The organism is Streptomyces lancefieldiae, assembly GCF_031845825.1.
Taxonomy (GTDB): Bacteria; Actinomycetota; Actinomycetes; order Streptomycetales; family Streptomycetaceae; genus Streptomyces; species Streptomyces lancefieldiae.
The window spans coordinates 56351-69474 of the sequence record NZ_JAVRFH010000019.1 but is presented as its reverse complement, the minus strand read 5'-3'; the positions used below and the strand labels follow the sequence as shown (position 1 = coordinate 69474).

Annotated in this window: 12 protein-coding genes; 2 read left to right on the top strand and 10 right to left on the bottom strand. The window is 73.2% G+C overall.

Annotation, left to right across the window (positions count from 1 at the left end):
* The 9 genes from RM812_RS19910 to hrcA form a co-directional block, all read right to left on the bottom strand.
* Positions 1–999 carry an adenosine deaminase gene (locus tag RM812_RS19910; protein ID WP_311574303.1) on the bottom strand — a complete coding sequence of 333 codons (999 nt, stop codon included), beginning with the start codon at positions 997–999 and terminating at the stop codon, positions 1–3.
* 20 nt (positions 1000–1019) lie between these two features.
* The gene (locus RM812_RS19905; RefSeq protein WP_311574301.1) at positions 1020–1925 is read right to left on the bottom strand and encodes a ribonuclease Z; all 906 of its coding nucleotides are present in this window, start codon (positions 1923–1925) and stop codon (positions 1020–1022) included.
* 6 nt (positions 1926–1931) lie between these two features.
* Positions 1932–2285: a histidine triad nucleotide-binding protein gene (locus tag RM812_RS19900; RefSeq protein ID WP_311574299.1), complete on the bottom strand. Its 354-nt coding sequence runs from the start codon at positions 2283–2285 to the stop codon at positions 1932–1934.
* A 212-nt stretch (positions 2286–2497) separates the two neighbouring features.
* Complete coding sequence (locus RM812_RS19895) at positions 2498–5695, bottom strand: S41 family peptidase (protein WP_311574297.1); 3198 nt, start codon at positions 5693–5695, stop codon at positions 2498–2500.
* A 137-nt stretch (positions 5696–5832) separates the two neighbouring features.
* On the bottom strand, positions 5833–6375 hold the full coding sequence (locus tag RM812_RS19890; RefSeq protein ID WP_311574295.1) for a hypothetical protein: 543 nt from the start codon (positions 6373–6375) through the stop codon (positions 5833–5835).
* A 136-nt stretch (positions 6376–6511) separates the two neighbouring features.
* Positions 6512–7261: a 16S rRNA (uracil(1498)-N(3))-methyltransferase gene (locus tag RM812_RS19885; protein ID WP_311574293.1), complete on the bottom strand. Its 750-nt coding sequence runs from the start codon at positions 7259–7261 to the stop codon at positions 6512–6514.
* Positions 7258–8346, bottom strand: coding sequence for a nitronate monooxygenase (locus tag RM812_RS19880; RefSeq protein WP_311574291.1), 1089 nt, complete (start codon positions 8344–8346; stop codon positions 7258–7260). The genes RM812_RS19885 and RM812_RS19880 overlap by 4 nt, the downstream gene beginning before the upstream one ends.
* A 248-nt stretch (positions 8347–8594) precedes the next feature.
* Complete coding sequence (gene dnaJ, locus RM812_RS19875) at positions 8595–9731, bottom strand: molecular chaperone DnaJ (protein WP_311574289.1); 1137 nt, start codon at positions 9729–9731, stop codon at positions 8595–8597.
* Positions 9732–10748 carry a heat-inducible transcriptional repressor HrcA gene (gene hrcA / locus RM812_RS19870; protein WP_311574288.1) on the bottom strand — a complete coding sequence of 339 codons (1017 nt, stop codon included), beginning with the start codon at positions 10746–10748 and terminating at the stop codon, positions 9732–9734.
* A gap of 160 nt (positions 10749–10908) precedes the next feature.
* Between hrcA and RM812_RS19865 the strand changes: the two genes are divergently transcribed.
* Positions 10909–11634: an MBL fold metallo-hydrolase gene (locus RM812_RS19865; RefSeq protein WP_311574286.1), complete on the top strand. Its 726-nt coding sequence runs from the start codon at positions 10909–10911 to the stop codon at positions 11632–11634.
* A 34-nt stretch (positions 11635–11668) separates the two neighbouring features.
* On the top strand, positions 11669–12481 hold the full coding sequence (locus tag RM812_RS19860; RefSeq protein ID WP_311574284.1) for a DUF3097 domain-containing protein: 813 nt from the start codon (positions 11669–11671) through the stop codon (positions 12479–12481).
* Here RM812_RS19860 and RM812_RS19855 read toward each other — a convergent pair.
* Positions 12459–13037, bottom strand: a complete 579-nt coding sequence (locus RM812_RS19855; RefSeq protein WP_311574282.1) for a Uma2 family endonuclease — start codon at positions 13035–13037, stop codon at positions 12459–12461. The two genes, RM812_RS19860 and RM812_RS19855, sit on opposite strands and share 23 nt — an antisense overlap.
* Between the last annotated feature and the right edge of the window lie 87 nt (positions 13038–13124).

Genomic DNA, 13124 nt, shown 5'->3' with positions numbered 1-13124 from the left:
TCACGCGGCGGGGAACGCGTACCCGTCCACCTCGGCCAGGTACCGCGCCCGCAGTTCCTCGTCGTCCTCCAGGAAGGAGGCGAGGAAGGAGTTGCGGGCCAGCTCCCGCAGCCGCTCCTCGGTGAGGCCGAGGGTCCGGCGCACGGCGTCGAAGTTGTCGCCCGCGTAGCCGCCGAAGTAGGCCGGGTCGTCGGAGTTGACCGTGCACATGAGGCCCGCGTCCAGCATGGCGGGCAGCGGGTGGTCGGCGAGGGTGTCGACGGTGCGCAGCCGCACGTTGGACAGCGGGCACAGGGTCAGCGGGACGCGGTCGCGCACCAGCCGCTCGACCAGTGCCGGGTCCTCCACCGAGCGCAGCCCGTGGTCGATCCGCTCGACGCCGAGCACGTCCAGGGCCTCGGTGACGTACTCCGGCGGCCCCTCCTCGCCCGCGTGCGCGACCCGGCGCAGCCCGAGGGCGGCGGCGGCCTCGTACACCTCGCGGAACTTCACCGGCGGGTGCCCGACCTCGGCGGAGTCCAGGCCGACGCCGGTGATCCGGTCCAGGTACGGCTTCGCGGCGTCGAGGGTCGCCAGCGCCGACTCGGCGGACTCGTCGCGCAGGAAGCACATGATCAGCCGGGTGGAGACGCCGTGCCGCTCCCGGCTGCGGCCGAGCGCCCGCCACAGCCCCTCCACGACCGTGCCCATCTCCACGCCCCGGGCGAGGTGCGCCTGCGGGTCGAAGAACATCTCCGCGTGCCGCACGCCCTGCGCGGCGGCGCGGGCCAGGTAGGCGTCGGCGAGGTCCTCGAAGTCCCGCTCGGTGCGCAGGACGGCCATGAGCTCGTAGTACAGGTTCAGGAAGGACTGGAGGTCCCCGAACCGGTACGCCTCGCGCAGCGCGTCGGTGTTCCCGTAGGGCAGGGACACGCCGTTGCGGGCGGCCAGCTCGAAGGCCAGCTCGGGTTCCAGGGTGCCTTCGATGTGGAGGTGCAGTTCAGCTTTGGGCAGGGGCATCAGAGCATGGTACGGCGGTTTCACCGACGTTTCGGAACCGGGACTCTCAGTAGGTCGTGGGCCACGGTCAGCTCTCCCTCGTAGCCGGCCGCCCGTGCCTGCCGCTCGAACTCCTCGGGGTCCGAGTAGCGCTGGCTGAAGTGGGTCAGGACGAGGTGGCGTACGCCCGCGTCACGGGCGGCCCGCGCCGCCTGGCCGGCGGTCAGGTGGCCGTGGTCGGTGGCGAGCGCCTCGTCCTCGTCGAGGAACGTCGACTCGATGACCAGCAGGTCGCAGCCCTCGGCGAGCGCGTGCACCCCGTCGCACAGCCGGGTGTCCATGACGAAGGCGAACCGCTGGCCGCGGCGGATCTCGCTGACCTCGTCGAGCGGGACGCCGTTCAGCGAGCCCTCGCGCTGGATGCGGCCCACGTCGGGGCCCTTGATCCCGTGCGCGGCCAGGCGTTCGGGCAGCATGCGGCGGCCGTCCGGCTCGGTGAGGCGGTAGCCGTAGGACTCGACGGGGTGGGACAGCCTGCGGGCGTCCAGGGTGTAGGCGGGGGTGACCGCCAGGACGCCGTCCGTGACGACCGGGACCTCGGTGAGGGCGACCGTCTCGCGGTAGGCGGTGGCGTACCGCAGTCGCTCGAAGAAGCGCCGGCCGGAGCGCGGGTAGTGGGCGGTGATCTCGTGCGGCACCCGGTCGAGGTTGATGCGCTGGATGACGCCGGCGAGACCGAGGCTGTGGTCGCCGTGGAAGTGCGTGACGCAGATCCGGTTCAGGTCGTGGGCGGCGGCCCCGGCACGCAGCATCTGGCGCTGCGTGCCCTCGCCGGGGTCGAACAGGATGCCCTCGCCGTCCCAGCGCAGCAGGTAGCCGTTGTGGTTGCGGTGCCGGGTGGGGACCTGGCTGGCGGTGCCGAGGACGACCAGTTCGCGTACGGACACGGCGGTCTATCCGGGGGGCCATTCGAGGCCGCGGCCGCCGAGGACGTGGGCGTGGGTGTGCCAGACGGTCTGGCCGGCTCCGGTGCCGGTGTTGAAGACGATGCGGTAGCTGTCCAGCTTCTCGTCGTCGGCGACGGCCTGGGTCTCGCGCAGCACGTCCGCGGCGAGTTCCGGGGCGCCGGCGGCGAGGGCGGCGGCGTCCCGGTAGTGCGCCTTGGGGATCACCAGGACGTGGGTGGGCGCCTGGGGGTTTATGTCACGGAACGCGACGGTCGTGTCCGTCTCGCGGACGATCGTCGCCGGGATCTGACCCGCGACGATCTTGCAGAACAGGCAGTCGTCCTGTGGCTCGCCGGACATGGGCGCTCCTTACGGTGGTGATCTTCTGAGGGGCATCGTAGCGAGCCCGGGCGCGTGGGGCGCCGTGCGCCTGGGTTGCTGCCGGGTCGGGTGTGCTCGCCCGCGCTCGCGGGGTGCCGGCGCGCCCACCCGTGCCGCCCCCGGGGGGGGGTGTCTCCCAGGGGCGTTCGGGCACGGGGGGGGGACACGACCGCCCGCGGCCACGGCTGGGACTACGGCAGGCTCGGTGGTGTCTTCGCGGGGGTCTCCTCCAACGCCTCCAGCGCCAGCCTGATCGCCTCGTCCAGCTGGGGGTCGCGGCCCGCCGCGTGGTCCTGGGGGCGGTGGGGGACCTCCACGTCGGGGTCGACGCCGTGGTTCTCCACGCCCCAGCCGTGACCCTCCAGCCAGAACGCGTACTTGGGCTGGGTGATCAGCGTCCCGTCGACCAGCCGGTAGCGGCTGTCGATGCCGATGACGCCGCCCCAGGTGCGGGTGCCGACGACCGGCCCGATACCGAGCGCCTTGATCGCCGCGTTGACGATGTCGCCGTCGGAACCGGAGAACTCGTTGGCGACGGCGACGACCGGGCCCCGGGGCGCGTCCTGCGGATAGCTGGTCGGCCGCATGCCGCGCGGCAGGTCCCAGCCGATGATCCGCCGGGCCAGCTTCTCCACGACCAACTGGGAGGTGTGCCCGCCCCGGTTCTCGCGGACGTCGACGACCAGGCCCTCCCGGGTGACCTCGACGCGCAGGTCGCGGTGGAGCTGGGCCCAGCCGGAGCCGACCATGTCGGGCACGTGGAGGTAGCCGAGCCGGCCGCCGGACTTCTCGTGGACGTGGGCGCGGCGGTCGGCGACCCAGGCGTGGTAGCGCAGCGCCTCCTCGTCGGCGAGGGGGACGACGACCGCGTGCCGGGGGTCTCCGCCGCCGGCCCGGGAGACGGTCAGCTCGACCGGCTTGCCCGCGGTGCCGACCAGGAGCGGGCCGGGGCCGGTGACCGGGTCGACGGGCTGTCCGGCGACCGCGACGATCGCGTCCCCGGCGCGCACCGCGACGCCGGGCGCGGCGAGCGGGGAGCGGGCGTCGGGGTCGGAGGTCTCCGAGGGCAGGACGCGGTCGACGCGCCAGGTGCCGTCCTCGTGCCGGGAGAGGTCGGCGCCGAGCAGGCCTTGCCGGGCGCCGCCGCCGTGGCCGCCGCGCGGGGTGACGTAGGCGTGCGAGGTGCCGAGTTCGCCGTGCACCTCCCACAGGAGGTCGACCAGGTCGTCGTGGGTGGCGAGGCGGTCCAGGACGGGACGGTAGCGGTCGAGGACGCCGTCCCAGTCGACGCCGTTCATGTCGGGCCGCCAGAAGTTGTCCCGCATGACGCGGCCGGTCTCGTCGTACATCTGGCGCCACTCGGCGGCCGGGTCGACGGTCTGCCGGACGCGGCTCAGGTCGACGCTGATGTTGGTGTCGCTGTCCTCGTCGCCGGAGGCCCGCCGGTCGCTGGGGACGACCTTGAGCCGTCCGTCGGTCCACAGCAGCACCCGCTTGCCGTCGCCGCTGACCTCGAAGTGGTCGGCGTCGGTGGCGAGGTGCTCGACGCGCTGCTGGGCGAGGTCGTAGCGCTCCAGGTCGGTTTGCGGGTCCGGGGCGTCCGGGGTGGCGCGGGAGGCGCCGAGGACGCCGGTGACCGGGTGGCGCAGCCACAGGACGCCGTCCTTGGCGGCGCGCAGCCGGGAGTAGCGGGCGGCCTCGACCGGGAAGGGCACGATGCGGTCGGCGAGGCCCTCGATGTCGATCCGGGTGGTCGGGGTGCCCTCGCTGTCGGGGGTCTCCTCGCGGTCCGGTGTCTCGAAGGGCCGGCCGTGGCGCTGCGGGCCGAAGGGCGACGGGGTGGTCGCGGCCAGGGTGATCAGGTACGGCCGGGCGCCCTCGACGAAGGCCAGGTCGAAGACGTGCTCGTCGTAGACCGGGTCGAAGGAGCGGGTGGAGAGGAAGGCGAGGTGCTTTCCGTCCAGGGTGAACGCCGGCGCGTAGTCCTTGAACCGCAGGGGCGTCGCCTCGCTCACCGACAGGTCGGTGGTGTTGGCGAGCTTGAGCTGACGCAGCGGGGCGGGGCCCGGGTGCGACCAGGCGAGCCAGGCCGAGTCGGGGGAGAAGACCAGCCCGGACACGTCGCCGTCCTCGCTGCGGTCGACCTCGCGGATCTCGCCGCTCTCGCGCTCGACGAGCAGCACCCGCCCGTCGTGCGAGGCGACGGCGGCACGGCTGCCGTCGGGCGCCATGGCGAGGACCAGCACCCGTCCGAGCTGTCCGGCGGCGATGCGGCGCGGCGTGGCGCCGGGCGCGAGCCCGGTGGCGGGCGCGAACTCCAGGGCGTCGTCGCCCTCGGCGTCCGTCACCCACACCACCCACTCCTCGCCGTCGGCCCGGAAGGTGCGCGGCAGCCGGGTCCGTACGCCGGGTGTCGCCGCGAGCGCGCGGGCCGGGCCGGAGCGGTGGGTGACCCAGTGCACGCCCCCGCGCACGGCGACGGCGCTGCCGCGCGCGGTGTGGTCGGGGGAGGCGGAGCCGAACCAGCGGGCGGCGTTCACCGGGTACGCCTGGAGGTCGACGCGCGAGCCGCCGAGCCGGATGTCGAGCCGGCGCGGCTCGGCGCCGTCCAGGTCGTCGAGGGTCCACAGCTCGCCGGCGCTGGAGTAGACGACGCGGGTGCCGTCGGTGGCGGCGTGCCGGGCGTAGAAGCCCCCGAGGGGGGTGTGCCTGCGCAGGTCGGAGCCGTCGGCGAGGGAGGAGTAGAGGGCGCCGGTGCCCTCGTGGTCGCTGAGGAAGGCGATCCGGTCGCCGACCCAGAAGGGGTACTCGATGTTGCCGTCGAGGTCGCCGTGGAGCCGGGCGAACTCCCCGTCCCCTTCGGCGTCGATCCACAGCTTGCCCGCCGTACCGCCCCGGTAGCGCTTCCACCAGGCGGCCTCGCGGCCCATCGGCGCGGACAGCAGCACGGTGCGCGGACCGTACGCGACGTCGCCGACGGGCCCGTACGGCAGGGTGGCGGCCGGTCCGCCGTCGAGCGGGACGGCGCGGGCCCAGCTGCGGCGCAGGCTGGCCTGTCCGTAGGCGCTGAGGGCGAGGACCTGCCCTTCCGGGGTCCAGCCGCGCACCTGGGTCTTCGGACTGCCCCAGTGCGTGAGGCGTTTGGCGGGGCCGCCGTCGGCGGACGCGACGTGCACCTCGGGGGCGCCGTCGCGGGTGGAGGTCCAGGCGACGGTGGTGCCGTCGGGCGAGACGCGCGGGTGGTTCACCGGCACGTTGTCGGCGCTGACCCGCCAGGCCCGGCCGCCGTCGAGCGGGGCGAGCCACACGTCGTCCTCGGCGGTGAAGGCGACCAACTCGCCGTGCGGGTGCGGAAAGCGGAGGTAGGCAGGCGCTGCGGGCTGTGTCACCCCCTCAGCCTATGCAGGGGCGGTGTCCGCCGACAGAGGTTTGGATCACATACCGGCCACCGGGACGCGGGACGCTCGCCTTCCACCGGCCACCGGAACACGAACCCTCGCCTTCCACCGGCCACCGGGAGGCGGGGCTACTTGCCCTCCACCGGCCGGCAGTGGGGATCGTCCGGGCACCAGATGGTCCGGGTGACGGTCACGGTGGGCGCCGGCGCGTGCGGGGAGGGCCGGCTCGCGGGCGGGGCGCTCGCGGCGTCGCAGTTCCCCAGTCCCTTGACGTGGAACCACTGCTTGCCGTCCACCTCCGCGGTGAGATCGCCGCGCACGCAGGCGCCGTTGACGACCCGGGTCACCCGGCCGTCGACGGTGATGTCCTGTCCGCCGTCGGTCTTCCCCTCGCAGTCGACGGAGGCGACGGTGTTCCCGGTGGCCGAGGCGCTCCGGCCGGAGTCGCCGAAGGAGGCCGTGCAGGTGAGCCACCGCACGTCCGCGTCCCGCCGGTCGAGTTCGCGCGTCACGGTCTGGTCGGTCGTGTACGCCACGGACGCGGAGCTCAACCCGGCCGGATCACACGCGACGACACCGCCGACGGCGACGACCACGCCGCCCGTCACCAGCGCGGCGCGCCGCCCGCGTGCCCGGCTCACCCTGTGCGAAATCCGTCTCAATGCCCCCATGCACGGCAGAGTGCCACCGGTGGCAGCCTGGCGGTAGGGCGCATACGGCCACTCTCACCACCGTTGGCGAAGGGGCGACGACCGCGGGCCGCGCGGGCGACGGCAAGCCGCCCCGCGGTGCGGGCTCGACGCGCCGTCAGGACCAGCGGCCGGTGCGGGCCAGGAGGACGGCCGTCGCGGCCGTGCCCGCGGTGGAGGTGCGCAGGACGCTGCGCCCCAGGCGGTAGGGCTTGGCGCCGGCCTGCTCGAACAGCGCCAACTCCTCAGGGGAGACTCCGCCTTCGGGTCCGACGACCAGCACGATGTCGCCGGAGGCGGGGAGTTCGGTGGCGGCCAGCGGTTCGTCGCCGCTCTCGTGGAGTACGGCGGCGAAGTCGGCCTCGGCCAGAAGTGAGGCAACCTGCTTGCTCGTCGCCGCGTCCGCGACGACGGGGAAGCGGACCCGGCGGGACTGCTTGCCGGCCTCCCGGGCCGTCGCCCGCCACTTGCCCAGCGCCTTCAGACCCCGCTCGCCCTTCCACTGCGTGATGCAGCGGGACGCCGCCCACGGCACGACAGCGTCGACGCCGACCTCGGTCATCGTCTCGACGGCCAGCTCTCCGCGGTCGCCCTTGGGCAGGGCCTGGACGACGGTGATCCGGGGCTGCTCGGCGGGCTCCTCGTGGACGCTCTCCAGGCCGGTGACGACCAGGCGGTCCTTGCCCTCGGCGGCCTTGACCACTCCCTCGGCCCAGCGGCCGCGTCCGTCGGTGAGGACGACGTCCTCACCGGGCCGCAGCCGCTTCACGGAGACGGCGTGCCGCCCCTCGGCGCCGTCCAGGACGTACTCCCCCGCGGCCAGGTCCCCCGGCTGGAGGGAGTCGACCACGAACACCGGTGCCGTCATCGGCCCGTGCCTCCCGTCGCGTACTCCGACAACGCCGTCCCGGCGGCGGCGAGTTCGGCCGCCAGTACCTCGACCAGCTGCCCGGCGGGCAGGTCCCGGGCCATCCGGTGGCCCTGTCCCGCCCAGAGCGCCATGCCCTGCGCGTCGCCCGCCTTCGCCGCCGCCTTGCGCAGCGGTGCGGTGAGGTGGTGCACCTCCGGGTAGGCGGCGGGGGCGTACGGGCCGTGCTCGCGCAGGAAGCGGTTGACCAGCCCGCGGGCGGGGCGGCCGGAGAAGGCGCGGGTCAGCTCGGTGCGGACGAAGAGGGGGTTGGTCAGCGCGTCCTTGTGCAGGGCGTGCGCGCCGGACTCGGGGGTGGCGAGGAAGGCGGTGCCGAGCTGGGCCGCGCTCGCGCCGGCCGCGAGCACCGCGGCGATCTGGGAGCCGCGCATGATGCCGCCGGCGGCGACGATCGGCAGGCTCACCGCCTCCCGGACCTGGGCGACCAGCGACAGCAGTCCGGTGCCGGCGACGCCGCCGGTCTCCGGGTGGTCCCGGTGGGTGCCCTGGTGTCCGCCGGCCTCGGCGCCCTGCGCGATCACCGCGTCGGCGCCGGACCGCTCGACGGCCCGGGCCTCCTCCGCGGTGGTCGCCGCGGCCAGGGCGAAGGTGCCGACGCGGTGCAGGGAGTCGACGACCTCACGGCTCGGGACACCGAAGTGGAACGACACCACCGGCACCGGGTCGTCCAGCAGCACCGCGAGCTTGGCGTCGTATCCGTCGTCCCGGCCGCACTCGGGGTCGCCGAGCTCCGTCTCGTACCAGGCGGCCTCACCGGCCAGCTGGTGGGCGTACACGCCCACGGCGGAGGGGTCGGCCGTCTCCGGCTGCGGCATGAAGAGGTTGACGCCGAAGGGGCGGTTCGTCAGGCCCCGCAGCTGCTTGATCTCCTGGTACATCCCGTCCGCGGTCTTGTACCCGGCGGCCAGGAATCCCAGCCCTCCCGCCTCGCAGACGGCGGCGGCGAGCCCCGGCACGGAGACGCCGCCCGCCATGGGCGCCTGCACGATCGGGTGAGGGAAAAGATCGGTCAGTGCGGAGGACATGACCGCATGGTGTCACGTCCTCCGAACAAGTCCGAAACCGGGCTTCCGTCGGCATACGCCAGGAGCATCCCCATCGAGAAGCCCCTGGCACCGCCCCACGTCACCGCCCGTTGAACGCGTCCTTCAGCCGGGAGAACAGCCCCTGCTGCCCGGGCTGACCACACCACCCGGGGGCCAACCCCCGGACCCCCGGCAGACCACCCGACCACCGCGCACGACACACCGACGACACCCGCCGGGCAACCGCATCAACGCCCGTTGAACGCGTCCTTCAGCCGGGAGAACAGCCCCTGCTGCCCAGGCTGGAACTGCCCCTGGGGTCGTTCCTCGCCGCGCATCTTGGCGAGCTCCCGGAGCAGGCGTTCCTGCTCGGGGTCGAGCTTGGTCGGGGTGATCACCTCGACGTGGACGATGAGGTCGCCCCGGCCCCCGCCGCGCAGGTGGGTGACGCCGCGGCCGTGCAGCGGGACCGACTGGCCGGACTGGGTGCCCGGGCGGATGTCGATCTCCTCCATGCCGTCGAGCGTCTCCAGCGGCACCTTCGTGCCCAGGGCCGCCGCCGTCATCGGGATGGTGACCGTGCAGTGCAGGTCGTCGCCGCGGCGCTGGAAGGTCGAGTGGGGCAGTTCGTGGATCTCGACGTACAGGTCACCGGCGGGGCCGCCGCCGGGGCCGACCTCGCCCTCACCCGCGAGCTGGATCCGCGTGCCGTTGTCGACACCGGCCGGGATCTTCACGGTCAGCGTGCGCCGGGAGCGGACCCGGCCGTCGCCCGCGCACTCCGGGCACGGGGTCGGGACCACGGTGCCGAAGCCCTGGCACTGCGGGCAGGGGCGGGAGGTCATGACCTGCCCCAGGAAGGACCGCGTGACCTGCGACACCTCACCGCGACCGCGGCACATGTCACACGTCTGGGCACTCGTGCCCGGCGCCGCGCCCTCGCCGTTGCAGGTGTTGCAGACGACCGCCGTGTCGACCTGGATGTCCTTGGTCGTACCGAACGCGGCCTCGTCCAGCTCGACCTCGATGCGGATCATCGCGTCCTGGCCCCGGCGCGTGCGCGAGCGCGGCCCGCGCTGCGACGCCGTGCCGAAGAACGCGTCCATGATGTCCGAGAAGTTCCCGAAGCCGCCCGCGCCGAAGCCGCCCGCGCCACCGCCGCCGGCCTGCGAGAGCGGGTCACCACCGAGGTCGTAGACCTGCTTCTTCTGCGGGTCCGACAGCACCTCGTAGGCGGCGTTGATCTCCTTGAACCGCTCCTGGGTCTTCGGATCGGGGTTGACGTCCGGGTGCAGCTCGCGGGCGAGCCTCCGGAACGCCTTCTTGATCTCGTCCTGGGAAGCGTCGCGGCGCACGCCGAGTACGGCGTAGTAGTCCGTGGCCACCTACGACTCCGCCAGGATCTGTCCGACGTACCGTGCCACTGCGCGTACCGCTCCCATCGTTCCCGGGTAGTCCATGCGGGTCGGTCCGACCACGCCGAGCTTGGCAACCGCCTCGCCGCCCGAACCGTAGCCCACCGACACGACGGACGTTGAGTTGAGTCCTTCGTGGGCGTTCTCATGACCGATACGGACGGTCACGCCCGGATCCTTCGCCTCGCCGAGCAGCTTGAGGAGCACGACCTGCTCCTCCAGCGCCTCGAGAACCGGCCGGATCACCAGGGGGAAGTCGTGCCCGAAGCGGGTCAGATTGGCGGTGCCGCCGATCATCAGCCGCTCCTCGTTCTCCTCGACCAGCGTCTCCAGGAGAGTGGAGAGCACGGTGGAGACCGTACCGCGGTCCTCGGCCTCGAAGGCCTCCGGCAGGTCCTCGACCAGGCTCGGCACGTCCGAGAAACGACGGCCCGCGACCCGGCTGTTGAGCCGCGCACGCAGGTCCGCGAGGGACGACTCACCGAACGGCGCCGGGCAGTCGACCATCCGCTGCTCGACCCGCCCGGTGTCCGTGATCAGCACGAGCATCAGGCGCGCGGGCGCCAGGGAGAGCAACTCCACGTGCCGCACGGTCGAGCGGGTCAGCGACGGGTACTGCACGACGGCGACCTGCCGGGTGAGCTGCGCGAGCAGCCGCACCGTACGGGCCACCACGTCGTCGAGGTCGACGGCGCCCTCCAGGAAGCTCTGGATGGCACGCCGCTCGGGCGCGGTCATCGGCTTGACGCCGGCCAGCTTGTCGACGAAGAGCCGGTAGCCCTTGTCGGTCGGGATGCGCCCGGCGCTGGTGTGCGGCTGGGCGATGAACCCCTCGTCCTCCAGGGCCGCCATGTCATTGCGCACGGTGGCCGGCGAGACGCCGAGGTTGTGCCGCTCGGTGAGGGCCTTGGAGCCGACCGGCTCCTCGGTGCCGACGTAGTCCTGGACGATGGCGCGCAGCACCTTCAGCCTGCGTTCACTGAGCATCGCGCACCTCCAGAAGTCGTCCGCCCGGTGTTCTCCCTGGCACTCTGCGTGTGCGAGTGCCAGACTTCCCCGGCCCAGTGTACGGCCGTGGGGTACGCCCCCGGCAAGGCCGGGGCGCCGCCGTCGTGCCCGGGGCCCTCCCGGCGCTAGCGTCGCCGTTGTGACGGTGACTTGGGAAGACCTGGGGTGGGAGCGACTGGCGGCCGGGGTGGGGCGGTGCCGGCTGCCGGTGTGGGACTGCACAGCGGGGCTGGTCGTCGGCACGGAGGCCGCGCTGTTGGTCGACGCCGGGGCGAGCCTTCGCGAGGGCGGGTGGTTGCGGGTGCGGGCGCAGGAGCTCGCCGGTCACCGTGTGACGCATCTCGCGCTGACCCACCCGCACTTCGATCACGTTCTCGGCGCCGCGGCGTTCGCGGGCGCGGAGGTGTTCGGGTCGGTGGGCGTCGCCGCGGTACTGGGGAGGGGCGGGGAGGCGTTGCGGGCGGACGCGGTCGCCAACGGCCTGGACGTCCGGCTCGCGGCGGAGGCCGTGGACGCCCTCGTCACGGTCCGCCACGAGGTGCGCGGCGAGTGGACGCTCGACCTGGGCGGCGGTCGGCAGGTGCTGCTGGCCGACGTGGGCCCCGGGCACACCGGTCATGACCTCGCGGTGCTGGTGCCGGGCGACCCGGACATCGTGTTCTGCGGGGACCTGGTCGAGGAGTCCGGCGAACCGCAGGCGGGCCCCGACGCCGTACCGTCCCACTGGCCGGCCGCTCTCGACCGGCTGCTCGACCTGGGCGGCGAGGACGCGCTGTACGTCCCCGGGCACGGCGCGGTGGTGGACGCGGCGTTCGTGCGGGCCCAACGGGACGCGCTGGCCGCCCGGTTCGGCGTGTCGCGCTGATCACGGTGCGCGCGTTCCTCGTATCGTCAGGAGAATGCGCCAGTACTCCGCCGACCTGACCCCGCCGTGGAAGAAACCGCAGCCGGTACCCGAGGTCCCGGCCGACCCCGGTCTGGTGGTCGAGGAGCCCGGCACCGGGTTCTGCGGCGCGGTGATCGACTGCGAGGCGGGCACGGTGACCCTGGAGGACCGCTTCGGCAAACGCCGGGTGTTCCCGATGGAGCCGCGCGGCTTCCTGCTGGAGGGGCGCGTGGTGACGCTGGTGAGGCCCGCCTCGGGTCCCGCGCGCCCCACGCGGACGGCGTCCGGTTCGGTCGCCGTCCCCCGCGCACGCGCGCGCGTGGCCCGCGCCGGCCGCATCTACGTGGAGGGCCGGCACGACGCCGAGCTGGTCGAGAAGGTGTGGGGCGACGACCTGCGCGTCGAGGGCGTGGTCGTGGAGTACCTGGAGGGCGTGGACGACCTGCCGTCGATCGTTTCCGACTTCGCGCCGGGCCCGGACGCGCGGCTGGGGGTCCTGGTGGACCACCTCGTGCCGGGATCGAAGGAGTGGCGGATCGCCGAGGCGGTGACGAGTGAGCACGCGCTGGTCGTGGGCCACCCGTACATCGACATCTGGGAGGCGGTGAAGCCGTCGTCCCTGGGGATCGACGGCTGGCCGCGTGTTCCGCGCGGTCAGGACTGGAAGACGGGGGTGTGCCGGGCGCTGGGGTGGCCGACGGAGAACACCGGGGCGGTCTGGCAGGCGATCCTGGCGCGGGTCCACTCGTACAAGGATCTCCAGCCGGAGCTGCTGGGGCGGGTGGAGGAGCTGATCGACTTCGTCACGGGTAGCGGTGGGGCCTGACGCCGGGGAAGGTGCCGAAGTCACTGGTGTCCAGTTCGATTCCCAAGGCTTCCAGCGGCAGTCGGTCTCCGAACTTGATGACCTCCTGACTCCGGTAATCAGCGTCCTCCCCCCGGCCTGCGGGCTTCGTCAGCAGGACGCACTGGGCCATGATCGGGTCCAGCACGAGATAAACGGGGATCTTCCCCGCCGCGTAGATCGACCGCTTGGTGACGTAGTCCTGGTGGACGCTGGACTTGGAGACGACCTCCACGACCATCGTGACCGACGGGCAGGGCAGCAGGCGCCCGGACTCGGGCAGGAGATCACGTGGCAGAACAACCAAGTCCGGCACCGGCTCGCTCGCCTCGTCGAGGATGTCGACGTCCTGGGTCTGCAGGCGGGACCAACGCTGCCGTGGGATCTGGTCCTGCACATCGGCAACGATCATGTTGTGCACGATGTCAGGGCTGGCCATCATCACGATGACCCCCCGGAGAAGCTCGACCTTCACGCCCTCGGGAGGCTCGAGCTCCTCGAAGTACTTGGTCATCCCGCGCTCGTCCACAGCGGTCATCTCCGTGGCCCTCCACATCCGCCGCGTACTGTCGGCGGCAGCCTACGAACCAGGTTAGGGTCCGAACCCTCGTTCCGCGCCGATTCA

What these genes read in the sequence shown, in the direction of transcription:
- RM812_RS19910 (WP_311574303.1), bottom strand. Translation starts at nt 999, where the DNA reads ATGCCCCTGCCCAAAGCTGAACTGCACCTCCACATCGAAGGCACCCTG.
- RM812_RS19900 (WP_311574299.1), bottom strand. Translation starts at nt 2,285, where the DNA reads ATGTCCGGCGAGCCACAGGACGACTGCCTGTTCTGCAAGATCGTCGCG.
- RM812_RS19860 (WP_311574284.1), top strand. Translation starts at nt 11,669, where the DNA reads ATGCGCCAGTACTCCGCCGACCTGACCCCGCCGTGGAAGAAACCGCAG.
- RM812_RS19880 (WP_311574291.1), bottom strand. Translation starts at nt 8,346, where the DNA reads ATGTCCTCCGCACTGACCGATCTTTTCCCTCACCCGATCGTGCAGGCG.
- hrcA (WP_311574288.1), bottom strand. Translation starts at nt 10,748, where the DNA reads ATGCTCAGTGAACGCAGGCTGAAGGTGCTGCGCGCCATCGTCCAGGAC.
- RM812_RS19855 (WP_311574282.1), bottom strand. Translation starts at nt 13,037, where the DNA reads ATGACCGCTGTGGACGAGCGCGGGATGACCAAGTACTTCGAGGAGCTC.
- RM812_RS19885 (WP_311574293.1), bottom strand. Translation starts at nt 7,261, where the DNA reads ATGACGGCACCGGTGTTCGTGGTCGACTCCCTCCAGCCGGGGGACCTG.
- RM812_RS19890 (WP_311574295.1), bottom strand. Translation starts at nt 6,375, where the DNA reads ATGGGGGCATTGAGACGGATTTCGCACAGGGTGAGCCGGGCACGCGGG.